18 protein-coding genes and 13 tRNA genes are annotated in these 23,182 nt (G+C 41.7%); 12 read left to right on the top strand and 19 right to left on the bottom strand.

Annotation, left to right across the window (positions count from 1 at the left end):
• The first annotated feature begins 5 nt into the window (after window positions 1-5).
• The 4 genes from OA91_RS08665 (at window position 6) to OA91_RS08680 (ending at window position 2,039) form a co-directional block, all read left to right on the top strand.
• On the top strand, window positions 6-236 hold the full coding sequence (locus OA91_RS08665) for a cell division protein ZapB (RefSeq protein ID WP_046017819.1): 231 nt from the start codon (window positions 6-8) through the stop codon (window positions 234-236).
• Window positions 233-925, top strand: coding sequence for a hypothetical protein (locus OA91_RS08670; RefSeq protein WP_063337925.1), 693 nt, complete (start codon window positions 233-235; stop codon window positions 923-925). The genes OA91_RS08665 and OA91_RS08670 overlap by 4 nt, the downstream gene beginning before the upstream one ends.
• Window positions 926-1,104: 179 nt before the next feature.
• Window positions 1,105-1,893, top strand: a complete 789-nt coding sequence (locus OA91_RS08675; RefSeq protein ID WP_063337926.1) for a ProQ/FINO family protein — start codon at window positions 1,105-1,107, stop codon at window positions 1,891-1,893.
• Window positions 1,894-1,955: 62 nt separating this feature from the next.
• Window positions 1,956-2,039: transfer RNA gene (locus tag OA91_RS08680), tRNA-Tyr, on the top strand.
• Window positions 2,040-2,564: 525 nt separating this feature from the next.
• Here OA91_RS08680 and OA91_RS08685 read toward each other — a convergent pair.
• The 13 genes from OA91_RS08685 to OA91_RS08745 form a co-directional block, all read right to left on the bottom strand.
• Window positions 2,565-2,640: transfer RNA gene (locus OA91_RS08685), tRNA-Lys, on the bottom strand.
• A 27-nt stretch (window positions 2,641-2,667) separates the two neighbouring features.
• Window positions 2,668-2,744, bottom strand: a tRNA-Pro gene (locus tag OA91_RS08690).
• A gap of 2 nt (window positions 2,745-2,746) precedes the next feature.
• Window positions 2,747-2,822, bottom strand: a tRNA-Asn gene (locus OA91_RS08695).
• A gap of 63 nt (window positions 2,823-2,885) precedes the next feature.
• A tRNA-Lys gene (locus tag OA91_RS08700) sits at window positions 2,886-2,961 on the bottom strand.
• 15 nt (window positions 2,962-2,976) lie between these two features.
• Window positions 2,977-3,052, bottom strand: a tRNA-His gene (locus OA91_RS08705).
• A 27-nt stretch (window positions 3,053-3,079) separates the two neighbouring features.
• A tRNA-Pro gene (locus tag OA91_RS08710) sits at window positions 3,080-3,156 on the bottom strand.
• A 2-nt stretch (window positions 3,157-3,158) separates the two neighbouring features.
• A tRNA-Asn gene (locus tag OA91_RS08715) sits at window positions 3,159-3,234 on the bottom strand.
• 63 nt (window positions 3,235-3,297) lie between these two features.
• Window positions 3,298-3,373: transfer RNA gene (locus OA91_RS08720), tRNA-Lys, on the bottom strand.
• A 15-nt stretch (window positions 3,374-3,388) separates the two neighbouring features.
• Window positions 3,389-3,464: transfer RNA gene (locus tag OA91_RS08725), tRNA-His, on the bottom strand.
• 27 nt (window positions 3,465-3,491) lie between these two features.
• A tRNA-Pro gene (locus tag OA91_RS08730) sits at window positions 3,492-3,568 on the bottom strand.
• A 2-nt stretch (window positions 3,569-3,570) separates the two neighbouring features.
• Window positions 3,571-3,646, bottom strand: a tRNA-Asn gene (locus tag OA91_RS08735).
• Window positions 3,647-3,693: 47 nt separating this feature from the next.
• Window positions 3,694-3,784: transfer RNA gene (locus tag OA91_RS08740), tRNA-Ser, on the bottom strand.
• Between the two features lie 72 nt (window positions 3,785-3,856).
• A complete protein-coding gene (locus OA91_RS08745; RefSeq protein ID WP_063337927.1) occupies window positions 3,857-4,915 on the bottom strand; it encodes a polysaccharide deacetylase family protein in 1,059 nt (352 codons plus the stop codon).
• Between the two features lie 224 nt (window positions 4,916-5,139).
• Here OA91_RS08745 and OA91_RS08750 point away from each other — a divergent pair, with 224 nt between their 5' ends.
• The 4 genes from OA91_RS08750 (at window position 5,140) to glsB (ending at window position 9,252) form a co-directional block, all read left to right on the top strand.
• Window positions 5,140-6,339 carry a glycine C-acetyltransferase gene (locus OA91_RS08750; protein WP_063337928.1) on the top strand — a complete coding sequence of 400 codons (1,200 nt, stop codon included), beginning with the start codon at window positions 5,140-5,142 and terminating at the stop codon, window positions 6,337-6,339.
• Window positions 6,340-6,347: 8 nt separating this feature from the next.
• A complete protein-coding gene (tdh, locus tag OA91_RS08755; RefSeq protein WP_197477779.1) occupies window positions 6,348-7,373 on the top strand; it encodes an L-threonine 3-dehydrogenase in 1,026 nt (341 codons plus the stop codon).
• 69 nt (window positions 7,374-7,442) lie between these two features.
• Window positions 7,443-8,270 carry an NAD(+) diphosphatase gene (nudC, locus tag OA91_RS08760; RefSeq protein ID WP_063337929.1) on the top strand — a complete coding sequence of 276 codons (828 nt, stop codon included), beginning with the start codon at window positions 7,443-7,445 and terminating at the stop codon, window positions 8,268-8,270.
• A gap of 73 nt (window positions 8,271-8,343) precedes the next feature.
• Window positions 8,344-9,252, top strand: coding sequence for a glutaminase B (glsB, locus tag OA91_RS08765; protein WP_046015857.1), 909 nt, complete (start codon window positions 8,344-8,346; stop codon window positions 9,250-9,252).
• A gap of 84 nt (window positions 9,253-9,336) precedes the next feature.
• Here the strand turns inward: glsB and ppnN are convergent, their stop codons facing one another.
• The 6 genes from ppnN to OA91_RS08795 all read right to left on the bottom strand — a co-directional run bounded on the left by ppnN (window position 9,337) and on the right by OA91_RS08795 (window position 15,215).
• Window positions 9,337-10,707: a nucleotide 5'-monophosphate nucleosidase PpnN gene (gene ppnN, locus OA91_RS08770; protein ID WP_046015856.1), complete on the bottom strand. Its 1,371-nt coding sequence runs from the start codon at window positions 10,705-10,707 to the stop codon at window positions 9,337-9,339.
• Between the two features lie 168 nt (window positions 10,708-10,875).
• Window positions 10,876-11,586 (bottom strand): ABC transporter permease, encoded by a 711-nt coding sequence (locus OA91_RS08775; RefSeq protein ID WP_046015855.1) that lies wholly within the window; start codon window positions 11,584-11,586, stop codon window positions 10,876-10,878.
• 1 nt (window position 11,587) lies between these two features.
• Window positions 11,588-12,277, bottom strand: a complete 690-nt coding sequence (locus tag OA91_RS08780; protein WP_063337930.1) for an ABC transporter permease — start codon at window positions 12,275-12,277, stop codon at window positions 11,588-11,590.
• Window positions 12,278-12,389: 112 nt separating this feature from the next.
• A complete protein-coding gene (locus OA91_RS08785) occupies window positions 12,390-13,145 on the bottom strand; it encodes a transporter substrate-binding domain-containing protein (protein WP_046015853.1) in 756 nt (251 codons plus the stop codon).
• An 86-nt stretch (window positions 13,146-13,231) separates the two neighbouring features.
• Window positions 13,232-14,002 carry an ABC transporter ATP-binding protein gene (locus OA91_RS08790; RefSeq protein WP_046015852.1) on the bottom strand — a complete coding sequence of 257 codons (771 nt, stop codon included), beginning with the start codon at window positions 14,000-14,002 and terminating at the stop codon, window positions 13,232-13,234.
• Window positions 14,003-14,138: 136 nt separating this feature from the next.
• Entirely contained in the window at window positions 14,139-15,215 is a 1,077-nt protein-coding gene (locus tag OA91_RS08795) for a GlxA family transcriptional regulator (protein ID WP_063337931.1), read from the bottom strand.
• Window positions 15,216-15,507: 292 nt separating this feature from the next.
• On the opposite strand from OA91_RS08795, the gene OA91_RS08800 reads away from it, so the two are divergent.
• From OA91_RS08800 to OA91_RS08815, 4 genes are all read left to right on the top strand, one after another.
• On the top strand, window positions 15,508-20,322 hold the full coding sequence (locus OA91_RS08800) for an NAD-glutamate dehydrogenase (protein WP_063337932.1): 4,815 nt from the start codon (window positions 15,508-15,510) through the stop codon (window positions 20,320-20,322).
• A gap of 51 nt (window positions 20,323-20,373) precedes the next feature.
• Window positions 20,374-21,591, top strand: coding sequence for an aspartate aminotransferase family protein (locus OA91_RS08805; protein ID WP_082827846.1), 1,218 nt, complete (start codon window positions 20,374-20,376; stop codon window positions 21,589-21,591).
• 166 nt (window positions 21,592-21,757) lie between these two features.
• The gene (locus OA91_RS08810; RefSeq protein WP_063337933.1) at window positions 21,758-22,048 is read left to right on the top strand and encodes an HlyU family transcriptional regulator; all 291 of its coding nucleotides are present in this window, start codon (window positions 21,758-21,760) and stop codon (window positions 22,046-22,048) included.
• Window positions 22,049-22,095: 47 nt separating this feature from the next.
• Window positions 22,096-23,094, top strand: coding sequence for an alpha/beta hydrolase (locus tag OA91_RS08815; protein WP_063337934.1), 999 nt, complete (start codon window positions 22,096-22,098; stop codon window positions 23,092-23,094).
• Window positions 23,095-23,182 lie beyond the last annotated feature (88 nt).

Raw genomic sequence — 23,182 nt, forward strand, 5'->3', positions numbered from 1 at the left:
AAAACATGAACAACGAATTACTACATCATCTTGAGCAACGCATTAACCAAGCGGTAGATGAAATCAGCGTATTACGCCAAAAAATTGCACAATTAGAAGCTCAAAACACCCAACTAAGCGAAGATAATAACGAACTAGAGCAAAAAGTTTATAGCCATCAAGAACAGCAAAACAGCTGGGAAACTTCTATCAACAAAATGCTAAATAACCTCAATCAGTTGGACGGCACAGAATGATTAAATACCTAATTACTAGCGCATTAGTATTCGCAGCCTTTTCGGCCCAAGCTGAAGGAATAGTATTTACCGGTGATGAAGTACTTCAAGAAGAAAGTACAGAAGAGATTCCAGGCATTAACAACCCAATTGTTGATACCAACCCTCAAAACATGCAGCCTTTAACGCAACCAATTCAAGGCCAGCCAATACAGTTACAACCTTACGCCCAACCTATAGACGGCTTTTATACACAAGACCCAGCGGCCACCCCTTTTGGCGCAGCAGAGGGTGGCGCCGATCAAGCAGGCACCATGTCTAACCTTGTTGCCTACGAGTCACGCATTACTGGTCCAAGCAATTCAGACACAAATATTATTATTAATGTTGGCCAAGAGATGGTGACACCAACCAATTTCTCTTTTTACGGCGGCTTAAGTCTGGTCATGAGAGATAGTTTCGATTTATCACTAAACGCCGGCGCCCGTGCATATAGCCAAGGCGCAATTGTCATGTTTGATGGCGCACCTGTTTATGCCTATGGCGGTGCAGGCATAATGCTTTTAGGTGATACCAGCCTTTATCCTGAAGTTGGTGTTCGTTTACTCCCTTCTGATAATACTCGCCTAGATATTTACCTAAGAGCCTACACAGGATCAGGTGGCACTTATGGCGATCACGTTACATTTGGTTTAGCACTTAGCTTTTAGATGAAAAAACTAATATTTCTAACTCTTAGCTGTCTTGGTTTTTATCTTTATATACAGATACAAAACAACCCGACGATAGAAATAGTCGAGCCAACACCAGAACAACTAAAACAGATGTATGGTTTAACGGGAGTTAAGGCAACTCCCTTGCCCCCTTTGCAATAATCAGGCTTTCATGTATGGATCAACTAATCACGCAACTAGAGCAAAAAATTAGCTCCCTTGTTAATCAACTAAACTCAGCCAAACAAGAGATTAGTCAATTACGCTCTCAGCTAGCGCAAGAGCCACAACAGACATCCGCTGTTGACCCGCTTATCACAAGCATGGAAGGACTTCCTGCTGCTGACCAACTTCAGCTTTACATTGCAGACTCACTTGACCTTTCTGAACCAAACCAAAGCAAACCAACACTAGACAATGAAGAACAGCTCAGCTTCGACTTAGGCAGCAAAAACCTGATTCACGATCTATTTGCCGATGCCGATGCCGATGCCGATGCCGATGCCGATGCCGATGCCGATGCAGACAGATCTTCCAACACAAACAACCAACAACGTAATAAAAATCAGAAAAACAACCTACGTCTAGTAAAATTGTTAGAGAGTCGCTATCCAAAAGCATTTAACTGGAGTAACCCAAAACCTCTAAAAATAGGCATAGATCAAGACATCACTCTGGATGAGGAGTTGACTAGAAGCAAACTAAAACGCGCCCTAGCAGCCTACACTCGCTCAAACCGATACAAAAAATGCCTGAAAAAGACGTCAGATCGAATAGGCTTAGATGGACAACCAATCAAGCCAAACAAGGGCAAGAATAACCAAGCTCAAAAAATTCAAAATGAGCCAACAAAAACACCTAATACCTCATCAAAAACAGCCAATGATAATGATGAATATCAAGACCTTAGCTCAGAAGAACGCATGAAACTCAAGCTTGCAAAACTGACCGGTAATAAATTTTAAAAATAGTTGTTTTTTTTGTTTACAAGGCTGGTGTGGATCTATATTATTCACTCCGCACTTGTGGAGGGGTTCCCGAGTGGCCAAAGGGAGCAGACTGTAAATCTGCCACGAAAGTTTCGGTGGTTCGAATCCACCTCCCTCCACCATTTCTCTTTTTTAAAGCATTGCTTTAATATCTCAGCTAATTCCTTAGCAAACAAAACACCTTAGAATACACTCAAAAATATCAAGAACAAAACCACCCTATCAAAGTACACAAAACTTATCTCAAGCAATTTCACCCCTCTTTACCTCGATAAAAACCAACAACAAACCCAAGAAAAAACCACAAACAAAACTCAAACTAACACACTCAAAAACACATTAAATCCTCTAAAGAATTGCACACAACAGCACAAGCCAGATTTCAGACTCAGCACTTTAGGAATTAGGAATTAGGAATTAGGAATTAGGAATTAGGAATTAGGAATTAGGAATTAGGAATTAGGAATTAGGAATTAGGAATTAGGAATTAGGAATTAGGAATTAGGAATTAGGAATTAGGAATTAGGAATTAGGAATTAGGAATTAGGAATTAGGAATTAGGAATTAGGAATTAGGAATTAGGAATTAGGAATTCTAAAAATACAGGAAAGTAAGAGGCTATCAAGAAAGAAATTATAATAAGTAAGTGGTGGGTCGTACTGGATTCGAACCAGTGACCAATTGATTAAAAGTCAACTGCTCTACCAACTGAGCTAACGACCCGCTCAAAAATTATTTTTTGGAATTCGATGGTCGGAGTAGAGGGATTCGAACCCCCGACATCCTGCTCCCAAAGCAGGCGCGCTACCAGACTGCGCTATACTCCGAATGGCTCCTCGAACTGGACTCGAACCAGTGACCCAATGATTAACAGTCATTTGCTCTACCAACTGAGCTATCGAGGAATTACCGAATTCTGGATGAAATGTAGCTAACTGATTTTGTTGCGCATTTCTAAATGAGATAGTTGGTGGGTCGTACTGGATTCGAACCAGTGACCAATTGATTAAAAGTCAACTGCTCTACCAACTGAGCTAACGACCCAACTATCATCTGTAATGGGGTGGACGATGGGGCTTGAACCCACGACCGCCGGAATCACAATCCGGAGCTCTACCAACTGAGCTACGCCCACCATTACAAGGTGATGACGATAAATTAATGGTCGGAGTAGAGGGATTCGAACCCCCGACATCCTGCTCCCAAAGCAGGCGCGCTACCAGACTGCGCTATACTCCGAATGGCTCCTCGAACTGGACTCGAACCAGTGACCCAATGATTAACAGTCATTTGCTCTACCAACTGAGCTATCGAGGAATTACCGAATTCTGGATGAAATGTAGCTAACTGATTTTGTTGCGCATTTCTAAATGAGATAGTTGGTGGGTCGTACTGGATTCGAACCAGTGACCAATTGATTAAAAGTCAACTGCTCTACCAACTGAGCTAACGACCCAACTATCATCTGTAATGGGGTGGACGATGGGGCTTGAACCCACGACCGCCGGAATCACAATCCGGAGCTCTACCAACTGAGCTACGCCCACCATTACAAGGTGATGACGATAAATTAATGGTCGGAGTAGAGGGATTCGAACCCCCGACATCCTGCTCCCAAAGCAGGCGCGCTACCAGACTGCGCTATACTCCGAATGGCTCCTCGAACTGGACTCGAACCAGTGACCCAATGATTAACAGTCATTTGCTCTACCAACTGAGCTATCGAGGAACTAATAATTTATCTTGCTTCACAACAATTTATCTCAAGGAGATAAATGGCGGAGGAGGAGAGATTCGAACTCTCGGTAGGCTATTAACCTACGCCAGTTTTCAAGACTGGTGCATTAAACCGCTCTGCCACCCCTCCGTTGTGGAGCGAGGTGTATATTACGGATTTCAAACGCTCATGCAACTGTTTTTTTAAAAAAAAGTGAATTATTTAGTTTAAATAGCCCTGTTTTGCCTTTGCACGTATCCAAACGTTAGAAAACCAGTGATATTGACCACTTTTTGTACTTGGCATGGTGCAATTGATACGGCCTCGACCATATTTAAACGCTTGTTCTGCAACAACCTTTACTTTTGTTGCTGATGACCATTCCAATTTAGCCTGCCCTTGCCCAGAAACATAACAAGCCAATTCTTTAAGACGGTATTTACCTGCCTTAAATTCTAAATCAAGCGAAACAGCTTCTTTACCCGCAAAGTCGCCACCATTTTGGAATGAGACTAGTGGCATAGGCAAAGATGCTAATTTAGTCTTCAAACCACCCAGCTTGGCATAAGCACCTGATGCAGGAAATCTCGGTAAGTTTGAAAAGTCAGAATCTTTATTTACAACGCCTGACTGCTGGCCAAAACCAATCATGTCAATTTGCTTCAAATACTGTCTTAACCAAGCATTAGACTCACCATAGGGATAAGCTAACATATTCGGACTTTCACCCAACTCTGCGATCAACCTAGATTCCACATAATCAATTTCTTTACGCATCCTTTTTTGCCATTCTTCAGGGGTTTCTTTTTTCACTAGACGCAACATATAAGGATGGCTGTCGGTATGGTTAGCAAAACTTGCACCTGAACGCTGCATTTCTCGCATATTATCCCAACTCAAGAAGTTCTTATTTTTTTGTCTAACAGGCTGGGTATTAATAAAGATAGTAAAAGGAAAGCCCTTCTCTTTTAATATAGGGAACCCTGATTGGTAAATATTTAAATAAGCATCATCAAAGGTAATAGCCACTGATTTTTCTGGCAACGCGATACCTTGCTTAATATCTGACAGAGCTTTAGCTAAATCGATCACTTGAAAACCTGCATCATCAAGATAATCCATATGCTCTTGGAACTGAGCCGGTGTCACTGAAGTCGAAAACGGTGTCTTTTCTCCCACATGATGATATTGCAGGATAGGTAAGTGATCTTGAGCAGCAAGCCCACCAGAACCCAAGCCTATTGCTAGAGAGGATAAAGCGAGAGAAATTGATTTTTTCATAATAAAGACACCTTAATATAACTTGGGCCACATACTACGTAACTGTGCAGAGTTTCACCAGTCTTGCTATCTATCCACTTAAAACCTTAATAGTGAGCCCGCTTAATAATCTTGCCATTCAACCCTCAACTGTTATGCCCATTTTGCTATGTCACTGCATCTGTTTGAAGCGGATAAAGCAGCTTACACTAATTAAATACTTTCAATAGATGAGGAGACACACGATGAAAAAACAGGACTTTTTCTCAAACTTAGCCAATCAATTAGAGCAACTTAAAAAACAAGGCCTCTATAAAGAAGAGCGAATGTTAATGTCACCTCAGGCTAGCCAAATTCTAGGACAAGAAAAACAGCCACTTATTAACCTATGTGCTAACAATTATCTTGGCCTTGCCAGTGATGAGAGTGTAATCACAGCAGCGCACAAAGCATTAGACGAGCATGGTTATGGCATGGCGTCTGTGCGCTTTATTTGCGGCACTCAAGACATTCACAAAACACTTGAGAATAAACTTAGTAACTTTTTAGGTATGGAAGACACCATACTCTACTCTTCATGTTTTGATGCTAACGGTGGTTTATTTGAGACCTTACTAACAGCAGAAGATGCGGTAATTAGCGATGCGTTAAATCACGCCAGCATTATCGATGGCGTTCGACTTTGTAAAGCAAAGCGCTATCGCTACAAGAACAATGATATGGCAGACCTAGAGCAACAATTAATAAGTGCAGATCAAGCCGGTGTCAAAACCAAGCTAATCGTCACTGATGGCGTTTTCTCTATGGATGGCATAATCGCCAATTTAAAAGCTGTATGTGACCTTGCTGACAAATATGAAGCCCTAGTTATGGTAGACGACTCTCATGCGGTAGGTTTCTTAGGGGAGAACGGAAAAGGCAGCCATGAATACTGTGACGTCATGGGCCGCGTCGACATCATCACTGGCACCCTAGGTAAAGCACTAGGTGGGGCCTCTGGTGGTTACACTAGTGCCTCTAAAGATATTGTCACTTGGTTACGTCAGCGCTCTCGTCCTTATTTATTCTCCAACTCACTTGCACCTGTGATTGTCGCAACCAGTTTACATATTCTGGAAACGATCGAGAAAAGTGGTCAAGCTCGACAGCAACTTGCTGCTAATAGCCAACACTTCCGCAAACGTATGACAGAAATCGGCTTCACGCTAACACCCGGTGATCACCCTATTATCCCAATCATGCTTGGGGATGCTAAGTTGGCTCAAGATATGGCTGCTGAAATGTTTAAACGTGGTGTCTATGTTACTGGCTTCTCTTACCCTGTGGTCCCTATGGAGCAAGCCAGAATCCGTACTCAGATGTCTGCTAAAATGACAATAGCAGAGCTAGATATTGCCATAGATGCTTTTGAGCAAGTTGGCCGAGAACTCAAAATTTTAGGATAAAAATAAAGATGAAAACCTTAGCCAAAACACAAAATAAGCCTGGCATTTGGATGACTGAGTCAGAAAAGCCACAATGTGGGCACAATGATGTCCTCATTAAAATCAAAAAAACGGCAATTTGTGGTACAGATATGCACATTTATCACTGGGATGATTGGGCTCAAAGCACCATCCCTGTACCTATGACAGTTGGCCATGAGTTTGTGGGTGAAATCGCAGAAATTGGCCCTGAAGTATCCGGTTTTAATATTGGCGATAGAGTTTCAGGTGAGGGGCATATTACCTGTGGCCATTGTCGAAATTGTCGCGCAGGCCGTCGCCATCTTTGTCGTGAAACGGTAGGCGTCGGCGTTAATCGCACTGGCGCTTTTGCTGAGTATCTGGTTATTCCTGCTAGTAATGCTTTTAAAATTCCGGATGGAGTCTCTGATGATATGGCATCAATCCTAGACCCTTTTGGCAACGCTGTGCACACAGCCTTGTCTTTTGATCTCGTCGGTGAAGATGTTCTTATCACAGGTGCAGGACCAATTGGCGCAATGGCAGCAGCAATCTGCCGTCATGTAGGTGCTCGCAATGTGGTGATTACAGATGTCAATGACTACAGACTATCGCTTGCCAAAGAGTTAGGCGCTACTCGCACCGTCAATGTCAGCAAAGAAGCCCTTAGTGATGTCATGTTAGATTTAGGTATGACAGAGGGATTTGATGTCGGCTTAGAAATGTCTGGTAACGGACAGGCTCTTAACGGCATGCTTGAAGTTCTCAATCATGGCGGCAATATCGCCATGCTAGGTATTCCAAGCAAAGATACTGTCATTGACTGGAACCAGGTCATTTTCAAAGGCCTTAATATCAAAGGCATTTATGGCCGAGAAATGTTTGAAACCTGGTATAAGATGGTAGCCATGCTGCAATCAGGATTGGATATTAGCCCCATCATTACCCATCACTATAAGATCCAAGATTTTCAGGCTGGCTTTGATGCAATGGCATCTGGTAAGTCAGGAAAAATAATCTTAGACTGGCAGTAGTTTGAGCAAGAAAGATTGAGGCTATACCCGCCTCAATCGTTTCGAATACTGCACGCTAAGGAAGATTTAATGTTAGAGATAGGCACCCAGACTCACCCTAGCCCACACCAAGACGCTATTTTTTTATTACTCCACAAAGGCAATGTACTCATTAGCCAATCCGAACACGAAGCAGGCCAAGAAAAGTACCAACACACCCTTTACGACTTCCAACCCGATGCTAGCACTAACGCTGTATATTGTGGCCAATGGCAACAGCAAGATCTGTTTGTCTGCCTTTTAACTAAGGTACCAAAAGGCTTTTTAGAAATAGATCTAAGAGAGCTACTATTTAATCAGGACGAAGCTGGCTATCTACTTATTAGCCGTGCTAGACAACTCGCCACCTGGGACAAAGACCACCAATACTGCTCACGCTGCAGCACCCCATTAAAAAACAAACATGATAGAGAGCACACCAAGATTTGCCCTAAGTGCAATCACAGAAGCTATCCTAGAATATCCCCCTGCATCATAGTATCCATAAGGAAGGGCGATAGTATTTTATTAGCTCGTGGCATGATGTCTCCACCTGGTCGTTATTCCAATATTGCAGGTTTTGTTGAGGCTGGAGAAACGCTAGAACAAGCGGTTGCTCGCGAAGTAGAAGAAGAGGTTGGCATCAGGGTTAAGAATGTCACTTATCACTCTAGTCAACCTTGGTCTTTTCCTCACCAATTAATGACAGGTTTCTTAGCTGAATATGATTCAGGAGAGATCACACCTGCCCCAGGTGAAATTGATGAGGCAGACTGGTTTGAAATAGATGCCCTACCCGAGATTCCATCGACAGCTACCATATCAGGGCAAATCATTGTCGATCATATCAAACACATAAAGTCTGAAAAAAAGAGCTAAAAGAAGCAATTTATTCTCAACCCTTGCTCATCTATAATGCTGGCGCACTTCGACAGCATTATAGAGACAAGGTATGGACCAAATACTAAAAGAAATTCAATCTCTTGCTTTGCCACTAATAGGGCAAGGTAAAGTAGCGGATTACATCCCCGCTCTCGCCAAAGTACCTGCTGAGCAGTTTGGTATTGCCATTTACAGTAACAAAGGTGAGCTATTCACCATTGGCGACGCACACACAAACTTTTCAATCCAAAGCATCTCTAAAGTATTTAGCCTCACCCTAGCCATGAAGCATTATGGCCAAGACATGTGGAATAAAGTTGGACGCGAACCTTCTGGTCAACCTTTCAACTCTCTAGTGCAGCTTGAATACGAATCAGGCGTTCCAAGAAACCCTTTCATCAATGCTGGCGCACTCGTTGTAAGTGATATGAACCAATCTCGCTTTGTATCTCCCCATTACGCTATGAAAACCTTTGTACGCCGTCTATCTGGTAACCAAGAAGTTCAATCCGATCATAAGGTCGCTAATTCGGAGTATGAATTCCGCTCTCGCAATGCTGCTATGGCTTATCTTATGAAATCATTCGACAACTTTGATAATGATGTGGAAGAAGTACTCAGAAGCTATTTTAGTAATTGTGCCATACGCATGAGTTGCGTTGACCTTGCTAAGGCATTTAGCTTCTTAGCTAACAAGGGTTATTGCCGCCACAGTGGTGAGCAAGTTCTGACTGAGCAAGAAACTAAACAAGTCAACGCCCTGATGGCAACAAGCGGACTTTATGATGAAGCTGGCAATTTTGCTTATCGTGTTGGTTTACCAGGAAAAAGCGGTGTCGGTGGCGGCATAGTGGCCATAGTACCTGACCAATTTTCTGTCTGTGTTTGGTCACCAGAACTAAATAAAGCAGGAAACTCCTTAGCAGGCATGGCAGTACTAGAAACCCTATCGCAAAAAATTGGCTGGTCTGTTTTTTAATCGCTTTAGTGGGTTAAAAATTAACGCCAAGTAAAAAGGCCCCAAGGATAAACTTGGGGCCTTTTCTTTATCTCATTTTACATTTTAAGTAATGACTTTATAACAAGGGATATATTCTGTGCCTGGTAGTTTCATACGTTGCTGCTCAACAAAGGCTTTAAGTAAAGCATCCAATTTAGCCAGCAAAGCCTTATCGCCATGAATTTCAAACGGCCCATGAGCCTTAATGTATGCCACACCTTGCGCCTTAACATTACCCGCCACAATTGAAGAGAAAGCTCGTCGTAAATTTGCAGCTAAATCATGCAACTCCTGATCAAAGTGCAAATTCAACGCTGCTACCTTTTCATGTGTTGGTTCAAATGGATGCTGGAATGCCTCAGGTATAAACAGTTTCCAATTATAATAAAAAGCATCATGATGCTTCTTACGAAAACCTCTTACATCTTCCATCTGCTCTTTCATGGTACGGGCTACAGCAACAGGATCATCAATAATGATTTGATATTTATCCTGCGCTTCCTTACCTAAAACAGTGCCGATAAATTCATCTATTTGCTCAAAATAAGCCGCGCTTTCTTTTGGTCCAGTAAACACTAACGGGAAAGGAACTTCTTTATTATTTGGGTGCAATAAAATACCTAATAAGTATAGAATTTCTTCAGCGGTACCTGCACCACCTGGAAACACAATAATACCGTGCCCAGCTCGCACAAAGGCTTCAAGACGTTTTTCAATATCAGGCAGAATCACCAACTGATTCACAATAGGATTAGGCGATTCAGCCGCAATAATACCCGGCTCAGTTAAACCTAAATAAACACCATCCGTTAAACGCTGTTTAGTATGCGCTATGGCCGCACCTTTCATTGGCCCTTTCATAGCACCTGGTCCACAGCCAGTACAGATATTAAGCTCTCTTAAGCCCAGCTCGTGCCCAACAACTTTAGTGTAATCATACTCATGACGTGCAATTGAGTGACCACCCCAACAAACAATCAGATCTGGCTCAGGGGAACGCCTAAAAACGTTAGCATTACGTAGTAGGTTAAATACTGTATTGGTGATCTTATCCGATGAGGCATTCTCAAGGGAGCTCTCAAGATCATATTCATGGTGAGTAAAAATAATGTCTCTTAAAACACAAAAGAGCATTTCACGAACGCTTTGTATCATTTTACCATCAACAAACGCGCTACTTGGAGCATTGAGCAACTGTAGTTTTACACCACGTTCTTGCTGAACAATTGAAATTTGAAAGTCATGAAACTCCTCTAATACCGCCTGAGGGTCATCAGAGTCACTACCACAATTTAGTATGGCTAAAGAACAACGACGAAATAGCTCATGGAGTTGGCTCGAATCTTCGGATATACGAGCAATTTCATCTTGAGATAACATTTCCAATGCGCCTTTAGGTGCTACTAGCGCATCAACACGATCTTCATACTGCATGATCGTCCTCCTTACTCTTCCTAAGTTATTGTCTTTGCTTTATTAATACTGGTTCCCTTTTATCTAATTATCAAGCTAAGTGCACTTTTCTTAACATAAAAAAGGGCTTTAGATTAATCTAAAGCCCTTTTTAAAACATAACAGAATGTTATTAATTAGTGTCGTATATCAGACATCGTCTGGTAACTTCACTGGATTTGGCCCTAAATAGCGGTTCTGACGTTTTTCAACTTGTTTGAAAATCGCGATTACTACCATACTGATTGCCAAATAAATCACACCAGCAGCCAAGAAAATCTCAATCGGCGTATAGGTTCTCGCTATGATAGTTCGCGCCATTCCCGTTAAATCGAGAATAGTAATGGTACTTGCTAGCGCACTACCTTTAAGCATCAGAATGATCTCGTTACCGTAAGCAGGCAAAACAATACCGAAAGCTCTTGGCAGCAAGATACGACGATACATTTGCACCTTAGTCATACCGACAACTTTACAGGCTTCAACCTCACCCACTGGAATGGCTTGAATTGCACCACGAAATATTTCGGCTGTATAAGCTGAAGTATTAAGGGTAAATGCAATAATGGCACACCAGAAAGGTTCTCTTAAAATAGGCCACAAGAAGCTTTCTCGAACCACTTCAAACTGTGAAGCGCCGTAATAGACCAAGAATATTTGCACTAATAAAGGCGTTCCTCGAAAGAAGAAAATATAGGCAAATGGCAAACCACTAACAAGTGGATTTTTAGAGATTCTAGCCAAAGCAATAGGCAAAGCGAATATACCGCCTAACACCACTGATAAAGCAATTAACTGCAGACTAACCCAGGTTCCCTGCATTAATTTTGGAAAGTACTCAACAACTACTGAGAAATCCATCTTAAGCCCTCTTTATACCGCGATTCGCGCGTTTTTCTAAGAAATAGACAACTCCCATAGAAACTATGGTCAGGCCTAGATAGAGAACAGCCGCAGCTGAATAGAATAAAAATGGCTCTTTGGTACTGCTCACCGCTATGTTTGCCTTACGCATAATGTCATCAAGTCCAACGACAGATACTAATGCCGTATCTTTTAGCAAGACTAAAAACAAGTTACCAAGGCCAGGTAAAGCCATACGCCAAACTTGCGGTAAAATAATACGATAGAAGGTACGAACTCGCCCCATTCCTAAAGCAACAGCCGCTTCATTTTGCCCCTTAGGAATAGACTGTAAGGCCCCACGAAACACTTCAGTAGCATAAGCACCAAAGGTTAAACCTAAAGCGGTAACACCTGCCGCAAAAGGACCAATTTCTATGTATTCATCGTAGCCAAATAAACCCGCTACAGCCATAAGCACAGTGGTGGCGCCAAAATAAATAATGAGGACAGTTAGCAGTTCAGGAATACCACGAATAATGGTGGTATAACCATTCGCAATCCACTGTAATGTCTTGACTGAAGACAGTTTTGCAGACGCTCCAAGTAAGCCCAATACTAGTCCAACTGCGAGTGAGGCTAGCGACAATTCAACAGTAACAGCTGCACCAATGAGTAACTGGTTTCCGAATCCGGATAGATCAATCATATTTTGTTCTCAGGTCGATCTCTGAATATTCGAGATGTACAAGGAAACGAAGGCTCAAACTCCTAGGTTCGAGCCTTCTAACACCATCTTATTTATACGTTAAACGGATAAATTAATAGATAGAGAACGGGAAGTATTTAGCGTTGATTTTCTGGTAAGTACCATCAGCTAAAATTTCATCCAAAGCTTTGTTTAGCTTGTCTTTCAGCTTATCGCCTTTACGTACAGCAATCGCGATATTGTCTTCTTTTAAGAATGCATCACCCTTAAATTCAAACTTATCGCCGTTACCTGATGTTTTCAACCAATCAAAAGTAGGTAGCTCATCAGATAAAACAACATCTAGACGACCAGCAACAAGGTCAAGATAAACATTGTCTTGGTTATCGTAGAATTTCAAAGTAGCTAGATCAGCAAAGTTGTCTTCTAGGTACTGAGCACCTAGTGTTGCACGCTGTGCACCGATTACTTTACCTTTAAGATCTGCAACATTAAACGCTTCACCTTTAAGACCTAGGAAGCGCAGGCCACCAGAGTAGTATTTATTAGTGAAATCAACCACTTTCAAACGCTCTTCTGTAATGGACATAGAAGCGATGATAGCATCGAATTTACGTACTTTAAGACCAGGAATAAGACCATCCCAATCCTGAGTAACTACTTCACAATCTGCTTTCATTTTTGCACAAAGTGCCCAAGCAACATCAACGTCAAAACCCTGTGGTTTACCAGCTGAATCAATGAAGTTAAATGGCGCCCAAGCACCTTCTGTCGCAAGGCGAACTTTATCGGCAGCAACACTTGATACAGAAGTAAGAGCAGCACCTAATACTAGTGCTGAGCCTAGAGCAAGTTTTTTAAGTTTCATGATTTAACCCTTTTAATGATTGTAATTATTTTATTTTATCAAACTCTAAAGAAATAACTTCTTCAAATTTGTATGTCTGTTGAAATTTAAAAAGTACTTGAAATAAACGCCTTACAACGTTCTGATTCTGGCGCTTCAAATACTTTTTGTGGCGTCCCTTTTTCTTCAACTAGACCTTGGTGTAAGAACACCACTTCACTAGATACCTCTTTCGCAAAGTTCATTTCGTGCGTCACAATTAACATGGTGCGGCCTTCATCAGCCAAACCACGCATAACACCCAAAACCTCTCCCACTAACTCAGGGTCAAGCGCTGATGTTGGCTCATCAAACAAAATAACCTGAGGGTCCATTGCCAAGGTACGAGCAATCGCAACACGTTGCTGCTGGCCACCTGACAACTGACTTGGATACATATGTTTCTTGTCAGCGATGCCGACTTTGTTTAACAGGTGCTCGCAATATTCGAGCACTTCTTTTTTCGGTCGCTTAAGGACATTTAGAGGCCCTTCCATCACATTTTCTAAAATTGTCATGTGAGGCCAAAGATTAAAGCTTTGAAACACGAAACCGACCTGCTGTCTCATACGAGTAAGCTGACCCATATCTGTAGGATACAGATCTGGTCCCTTACCATGCTCTAAGCCAAGTTTTTCACCATTGAAAAGAATTTCGCCCTTAGTTGGGTTTTCCAATAGGTTGATACAGCGCAAAAAGGTACTTTTGCCGGATCCACTAGAGCCCAAAATTGAAATAACGTCGCCATCATAGGCCTTTAATGAAATACCTTTTAAGACTTCGGCATCGCCAAAGGTTTTATGAATATCATTCAGCTCTAGCGCTGGGACTTTTGACATGTGTTATACCCTTTTCTCGAATGAGTTATTATTCTTAAGAGACTCGTATCAAGTTTCTTGTATTTATAGTTATTAGTTATATATCTTTTTTCTAATTTGAAATATTTGCGCCATGATCATCTATTCGGGCCAGATTTCAAAACTTTTTTTGCCATAATTGGCGCTTTTTCCTGTCAACCGACTCATTTACACGCTCTGTAGGTACAGATTGCTTACGCTCTTCTCTTGGCGTTAAGTCAAAAAACCCCTTGTACGTTGTACTGAAATGAGGAGCAGATGAAAAACCACATTCAGTTCCCACTTGCACAATTGGTTTATCTGTTTGGGTGAGTAACTGTTTGGCGTGATTTAATCTCAATTCTAAATAATATCGCGATGGTACGTTATTCAAGTTATTTTTAAAGAGCCTTTCTAAATGCCTTCTTGAAACACCCACGTGAAAAGCAATGTCATCTGGCGATAAGGGCTCTTGAATATTAGCCTCCATCAACTGCACAGCCTCAACCAATTTGGGCTGACTGGTACCCAGTCGAATTTGCAATGGAATACGTTGCGGATCTTCATTAGTTCTTATGCGCTCACAAACAAACTGCTCAGAAATGCTACCAGCAAGTTTCATTCCATGTTGTTTGCCTATGAGAAATAACATCATATCCATAGAGGCGGTACCGCCACTACAGGTAAACCTATCTCTATCAACTTCAAAAAGGTGATTTGATACTATGGTATTAGGGAAGGTTTCTCTTAGGTTGGTGATGCTCCACCAATGAATTGTCGCTCGATAGCCATCTAGAAGGCCAGCCTGTGCGAGTAAATAACTCCCTGTACAAATACCACCAAGCGCTATTTTACGTTTGGAAAGACGTTTTAGCCAAGCCTCTAACATTAAATTTTCTTCTGGCATGGCTGGAGATGCACCACAAATAAACACAGCATCAAGATCAGATGGTGCATCAGATAAAACATAATCTGCAACTGTCACCGCACCTACACTCGAAACAACCTCTTTGCATTTTGCGTCAGATAAATTTTGTCCTGTGGTTTTGTCGCGAGATGGCCCCTGATCGGCACTGATTGTACAGAAGCGATAAAGATCTTTACCACTAATCCAATTAGCCATATGTAGGGTCTCAATAGCCGAAGAAAAGGCGAGCATTGAAAAGTGTGGTAGTAATAAAAAACCATACTTTTGAGGCTTGCCACTTGCCTGCATGAGTTCTCTTGATGCAAAACCGCGCTCGTACAAATTATTATCCTGTGATAAGTGCGTTTATTAGTGTTTTATTTCCGATAGAATGGATAACAAAGGGTTTTTGAATAGGGTTCAAGCCTTATTTACTATCCTTGTCCCAATTCAAGAACAAAATGTCGCTAATCTGAAATTTAACACCTTTCGAAGGAGGAAAGTTTTATTAATAATCGATAATAGTCCTGAAACAACGCTTTTTCATTCTTATAACTACAATTAGCATTAAAAGAACACCACTCTCGAGGATGAGTTCCAAATGACGCATAACCAAAAGACAGAGTTAATTAATCGAGTCAAACTAGAACTAAAGGAAAATCATTCAGCCAAAGAAGCTGAAAACCTTGTTCATCTCGCACAATTATACTTTCAGGATTCCCTCACTGAAGATATGGTCAGTGAGCCAATTGAAAATTTATATGGCACCATTCTTTGCCTTTGGGATTTTATAAAACAACGAAAATCGAACACTCCTACAATTCGTGTTTACAACCCAAATTACGAAGAGCATAGCTGGCACTCAACCCATACAGTTATTGAAATCCTAACTGATGACATGCCATTCTTAGTTTCATCTTTGAATATGGCTATTGCGCGTCTTGGCCATACTATTCACAAAACTTCACATCCTTTGTTAAACCTAGCTCGTAACAAAAGCGGTGAAGTCACAGGCCTACTTGAAAAGTCAGAAAGCGCTAATAACGAATCTTTGATGCGTTTTGAAATTGACCGTCAATCTGACTCAAGCACATTTGAAGCCACTGCTTCTGCCTTGCTAAATACCTTAGCTGATGTAAAAAACACAGTTGATGATTGGCCAGCCATGCAAGATCGCATGAAAGAAATCATTGCAGAGTCGACAAAAGTTAAACATTTGAAAAACGACCCTGAGCACAAAGAAAATATTGATTTCTTACGTTGGATTGCCAACAACCACTTCACTTTTATTGGTTTTCGCTCTTACGACCTTGAAGTTAAAGGTGACGCAGCACATTTAAGTTTAGTGCCTAACTCAGGTTTAGGTACTTTCCGCGAAAATAAAAAAGAAAAATCGAAGAAGCATATCGTTCTTAACGAGAAGCTTACTAAGCTTGCCGTAAACAACACCAACCTTCTGGTTCTAACTAAGTCTACTGCACTTTCGACAGTTCACCGTCCAGCTCACTTAGATTACCTAGGCATCAAACGCTTCAATGCTAAAGGTGAAGTCATTGGTGAATGGCGTTTCTTTGGTCTTTATTCTTCTGCTGCCTATGTTGCTCGTTTGCAAGATATTCCGCTACTCAGTAAGAAGCTAGAGAAAATTGTGAAGAGTACTGAGCTTCACCCTGATAGCCACAAAGGTAAAAACCTTAAGCACATTCTTAACAGCTATCCACGTGATGAGATGCTACAAGCATCTGCAGAAGAACTGAAAGAAACTATCCTTGATATCTTGGCAATTCAAGAGCGTCGTCAGTTACGCCTGTTCTTACGTAAAGATCTTTACGGCCGCTTTATCAATGCCATCGTTTACGTTCCACGTGATAGATACAACACAGAGCTAAGATACAAGCTGCAAGAAATCCTAATGGAATCTTGTGACGGTACTAGCGCAGAGTTCAACGTACAGTTCTCTCAAATGGTATTGGCTCGTGTTAACTTCACGATTCAAACCACGAAAGATAACGACCTTGACCTTGTGATTGAAAATGAAATTCAGCGCAAGATGCAAGACGCGATGAGTTCATGGGATGACAAATTACTTGATGCACTTCATACATACCATGGTGAAGAAGCAGGTAACCAGCTGTTCCATAAGTATGCTCCGCACTTGCCAGCCGCATACCGTGAAGACTTTTCTCACAACACAGCAGTACTTGATATTGAACGCCTAGATACTTTGACAGAGGAAGGCGCAATTGCCACTCACCTGTATCGTCAGGTCGGTCAGAGAAAAGGCGCTCATTTCTTTAAAGTATACGGTACGGGTACTTCTCTTGTTCTTTCTGATGTATTGCCTATCTTGGAATGCATGGGTCTTCGTGTATTAGAAGCGAGACCATACGAACTAGATCAACAAGAAACCAATACTTGGGTCGTTGAGTTTGCCATCTCTGTTGATGAAAACATCAACCTAGAACAAAAAGCACAACGTGAAGCTTTCCAGGATGCTTTTAACCAGATTATTAAGCGTCGTGTTGAAAATGATAGATTCAACGCACTTGTACTTGAAGCCTCTCTAACTTGGCGTCAAGTTACCATGCTACGTGCAATCACTAAGTACTTGATTCAATTACAAGTACCTTTCTCTCTGTCTTATATGCAACAGACTCTTGAGAAAAACTCTAGTATTGCTCGTCTTCTGGTTCAATTGTTCGAGCAGAAGTTCAATCCAGCGCTAGATGCTAACCGTGACGCTAAGTGCGAGAAGCTTCAAGAGAAGATTGAAGAAGCACTAGATCAAGTAGCTAACCTAGATGAAGACAGAATCTTGAAGCACTTCTTGTCTGTTATTCACGCTATGTTGCGTACTAACTTCTACCAAGCAGACGAAAATGGCGCGATTAAAGATTATGTATCCTTCAAACTGGATCCAAATCAAATTCCAGCGGTTCCATTACCTCGTCCTAAGTTTGAGATCTTTGTCTACGCACCTTGGGTTGAAGGTGTCCACATGCGCGGCGGTAAAGTTGCTCGTGGTGGTTTACGTTGGTCTGACCGTATGGAAGACTTCCGTACCGAAGTACTAGGCCTAGTAAAAGCACAAATGGTTAAAAACGCCGTTATCGTACCAGCAGGTGCGAAAGGTGGTTTCGTTGCTAAGCAACTTAAGAAGTTTGCTTCACGTGATGAAGTACAAGCTGAAGTTATTCGCTGTTACACCACTTTCATCAGTGGTCTTCTAGATATCACAGATAACTTGGTACAAAACCAAATTGTTCCACCAACATCTGTACAGCGCTTTGACGAAGATGACCCGTACCTGGTTGTTGCAGCCGATAAAGGTACAGCGACCTTCTCTGACCTTGCAAACAGCATTTCTGAGAAATACGGTTTCTGGTTAGGCGATGCATTTGCATCAGGTGGTTCTAATGGTTACGACCATAAGAAAATGGGTATCACAGCTCGCGGTGCTTGGGAGTCGGTTAAACGTCAGTTCCAAGAAACAGGTCTAGATTGCCAAAACACTGACTTTACTGTTGTTGGTATCGGTGACATGGCTGGTGACGTATTTGGTAATGGTATGTTGCTATCTAAGCACATTCGCCTAGTTGCGGCCTTTAACCATATGCATATCTTCATTGACCCGACACCAGATTCTGCAACTTCTTTTGTAGAGCGTCAGCGCATGTTCAACTTGCCTCGTTCTTCTTGGGAAGATTACAACAAGGAATTGATTTCTAAAGGCGGTGGTATCTTCAACCGTTCTGCTAAATCAATCCCATTGAATGCAGACATACGTAAAGCCCTAAGCATCGAAGGCAATGTTAAAGCCATGGCACCTATGGACTTAATCTCTGCCATCCTGAAATCTAAAGTAGACCTACTTTGGAACGGTGGTATCGGTACTTATGTTAAGTCTGAAAACGAAACGCATGCAGAAGTAGGCGATAGCGGTAACAACGCATTACGTGTAAACGGTAACGAGCTACGCTGTCGCGTTGTAGGTGAAGGCGGTAACTTAGGTCTTACTCAACTTGGCCGTATCGAGTTTGCACAAAGCGGCGGTCTAATGAGCACTGACGCTATTGATAACTCAGCAGGTGTTGATAGCTCTGACCACGAAGTAAATATTAAGATCTTGCTTAACCGTATTGTCGAAGATGGCGATATGACAGAGAAGCAACGTAATAAGCTACTGGCTGAAATGACAGATGAGGTTGGCGCACTTGTTCTGCACCATAACCAAGGTCAAAGCCATGTACTGTCACTTGCTAACTCTCAAGCGGTAGAAAGAGTTGCTGACCACCAACGTCTAATGATGTCATTAGTACGTGAAGGTCGCCTAAATAGAGAAATCGAGTTCTTGCCAAGTGTTTCTAAGATTAAGAAACGCATGAACCAAGGCCAAGGCCTAACTCGCCCTGAGATTTCTGTTCTTTTGGCTTACTCTAAAATCAAGCTATCTGAGCAATTGGTTGATGATGGTATTGGTGAAGATGCGGATTTGGTAAAAGAAATCCACGCTTACTTCCCGAAACCACTGACAGAGCGTTTTGGCGAGCACATGGCAAGCCACCCGCTAGCACAGGAAATTGTTGCAGGTCATGTTACTAATAACATTGGTAACCGTATGGGCCCAACTTTCAGTACTTATGTACAGGAAGAAACAAGTGCTTCTGCGCTAAACCTAGTACGAGCTTACATGGCCGCAGAGAATATTTTCTCTATCCCAGCACTTTGGGATGCGATCAATGAGCTGGACTTTAAGATTGATAACGCACTGCAATCTAAACTTCTAATCAGTGTTCAAGCCTTACTTGAAAAAGCAACGCTTTGGTTACTACGTAACACACGTGAAGAACTTTCGATTCAGAAGCTAACTGACACTTATCGTCCAGGTGTTGAAATTATTCGCCAGCAAATTGATTCTATCTTGACGCAAACAAGCCAAGATCACTTGCAAAGCGTAGTAAGCGATTTAACTGCACAAGGCATTCCTGAAGTAATTGCACAGCAAGTGGCTGGCCTTCAGTACCACTTCTACGGACTAGACATTATCCGTGTTGCTGCAAATACGCAGAAAGAAGTGATTGATGTAGCACAAACTTATTTTGCCCTAGAAATGAACTTAGACCTACATTGGCTACGTAACAGTGTTCATAACCTGAATACTGATGATGTTTGGCAGCGTAAGGCTAAATCTGGACTAGGTGACGAAATCGACAATAGCTTAAGAACACTAACTCAAGAAGTTATCCAGTCTAGTACTGATATTAATGACCTTGGTGCGCGCCTAGAACATTGGCACGAGCTGAACGGTGATAATATCAAGCACTATCAGGTGACCTTTAACGAAATTAAAGCGGAAACTGAACTGACACTAGCAATGGTATCAGTGGCAATCCGGGAGTTAAGAAACTTAATCTAAAACTGACTGGGCCACCGGACTTCCGGTGGCCAATTTTACGAGGTAAATAAAGTGACTGAACAAGTAACGAGAGCAACATTTGACGAAGTAATGGTACCAAACTATGCACCTTCCGCTGTCATCCCAGTGCGTGGTGAGGGCTCTCGAGTGTGGGATACTGAAAACAATGAATACATTGATTTTGCAGGCGGCATTGCAGTAACAGCATTGGGCCATTCACATCCGAAACTCGTTGACGTTATGCGTCAACAGGCGGGTCAAATTTGGCACCTTGCAAACGTAATGACTAACGAACCAGCACTGCGTTTAGCTAAAAAACTAACTGAAAAAACTTTCGCTGACAGAGTCTTCTTCTGTAACAGTGGTGGTGAAGCGAATGAAGCGGCATTTAAACTAGTACGTCGTTATGCTTTTGACCACTATGGCGAGCAAAAACACGAAATCATTGCTTTTAATAAGTCTTTCCATGGCCGTACACTTTTCACAGTATCTGTCGGTGGCCAAGCTAAATATAAAGAAGGTTTCGAACCAACTCCAGGCGGCATTAGCCACTGTGATTACAACAACATTGATCAACTAAAAGCACTTATTTCTGATCGCACTTGTGCTGTTGTAATGGAACCAATTCAAGGTGAAGGCGGAATTATCCCTGCTGACGTTGAGTTTGCTAAACAAGTACGTGAATTATGTGATGAGCACAACGCACTATTAGTATTTGATGAAGTGCAATCAGGTGTTGGCCGTACGGGTACTTTCTTCGCTTACGAGCAACTAGGTGTTAAGCCAGATGTACTAACTTCTGCAAAAGCATTAGGTAACGGTTTCCCTGTTGGCGCTATGTTAGCAACTGAAAAAGCAGCTAAGAGCTTAGCATTTGGTACTCACGGTAGTACTTATGGCGGTAACCCTATGGCATGCGCTATTGCTGAAGCAGTTATCGATATCGTAGATACTCCAGAAGTATTAGAGGGTGTTGAGAAGCGTCGTCAGCTATTCGTTGAAGGCCTTAACGCCATCAATGAAAAACACAACCTTTTCAAAGAAGTTCGCGGCATGGGTCTTCTAGTTGGCGCTGAAGTTGTTGATGCTTATGCAGGTAAAGCCGCACTATTCATTAAAGCGGCAGCAAAAGAAGGTCTGTTCATTCTTGTTGCAGGTCCAAATGTTGTCCGTTTTGCACCTTCTCTAATTATCCCAGAAGAAGATATTAAAGAAGGTCTAGCAAGATTCGAAAAAGCCGTTGCTGCTGTAATTGCAGAAAACGCTTAATTTTTCGAACCTAAATAAAAACCCAATCTGTTTTGCAGGTTGGGTTTTTTATTAACTAAAATTCCTCCTCACTGACGTTTTATTGCAGCAGGGAAACTCCTTGTATGACAATAAAGTATGTTAGGCTTAAATCATCATTATTTCACCTTATCAATAAGAGAGACTCATGGGCATTTTTTCTGGCATTAAAAATCTATTCAGTGGATCTGGCGAAGCAGAAGTAAAAGCAGAAGAAGCAGTCGAGTATAAAGGCTTCAACATCATTCCGGCGCCAATGTCAGAAGGTGGTCAATATCGCGTTGCTGCGACAATTACTCAAACCGTCAGTGAAGATGAAGTTAAAACTCACAACTTCATTCGTTCAGATCTGATTCCAAACAGAGATGAATGTATTAGCATTACATTACGCAAAGCTAAAATGATGATAGACCAACAGGGTGATCGCATTTTTAGCTAATCATCAAATAAGGTACAAAACATATTCTGTCTATAAGTGAGCAATTTATGGATGTAGATCTAAGACAAGCAAACCTCATTGTCAGTGAAGAAGATGATATTTTGGGCTCAGACTTTAAGGCCATTACCCTTAAGCCAGCTGAGCAGCAAATTTGTACCTTAATCCATTATCAAGCTCAGGCTAATATAGAACCCGCTGGAATTGCCCTTCTTTATGTTCACGGTTATACGGATTACTTTTATCAAGCAGGGTTAGCTGAGTTTTTCGCAGAACTTGGTTGTGACTTTTATGCAGTGGATCTGCACGGTTATGGCAGATCTATCCGCCCTTTCCAAGCTGACCACAATAAAAACCAGTTTTCGAACTATTATCACGACCTAGATGCCTGCCTTAATACAATGGCAGCAAAAGGCGTAAAACGTTGTGTTATTCTTGGTCATTCCACTGGTGGGCTTATTGTTAGCCGTTATCTATCAAACGAATATTCATCAAGATCAGATTCAATTAACATAATAGGCCTTATACTCAACAGCCCATTTTTAAGCCTGCCTATGCCATTAAACGAAGAAAAGTGGCGCTTACCCTTATATAACTTCATTAGTAAAGCATTGACTCACATAAGCCTTCCAGCAAAAACGGCAACACCTTATGCTCAAACCTTACATGAAAGCCTAGCTGGCGAATGGGGCTACAGGTTGGATTGGAAGCCTAGCCAAGGCTCCCCACTATCTTTTAATTGGGTGCATAAAATCATTCAAGAACAAGCGCTTTGCTTACAAACCCAGTGCGATATTCCAACTTTATTGTGCCGCTCTTCAAAAAGCACTTATAAAAGCCCAAATGTGGCAGAGATTAAGCAAGGAGATGGCGTGTTAGATGTTGAGAACATGGAAGCAAAAGCAAAATGTATTTTTACAGAACTAGACATAGCGATTATAGACAAGGGTTTTCATGACATTTATTTATCACCAATTGATGTTCGATTAACTTATTTAGACAAAATTAAACACTGGTTAACTTTCAATTTCATTAAATTTGAAAAATGAGCTGAGTTGTAAATAAACTCAAGCAAGCACCTTTATTTCCAGTTAAACTAAAGTTATCTGATTGTTTTGTATTATTTAATTTATAGGC

The organism is Marinomonas sp. SBI8L (genome assembly GCF_001624705.1).
GTDB lineage: Bacteria > Pseudomonadota > Gammaproteobacteria > Pseudomonadales > Marinomonadaceae > Marinomonas.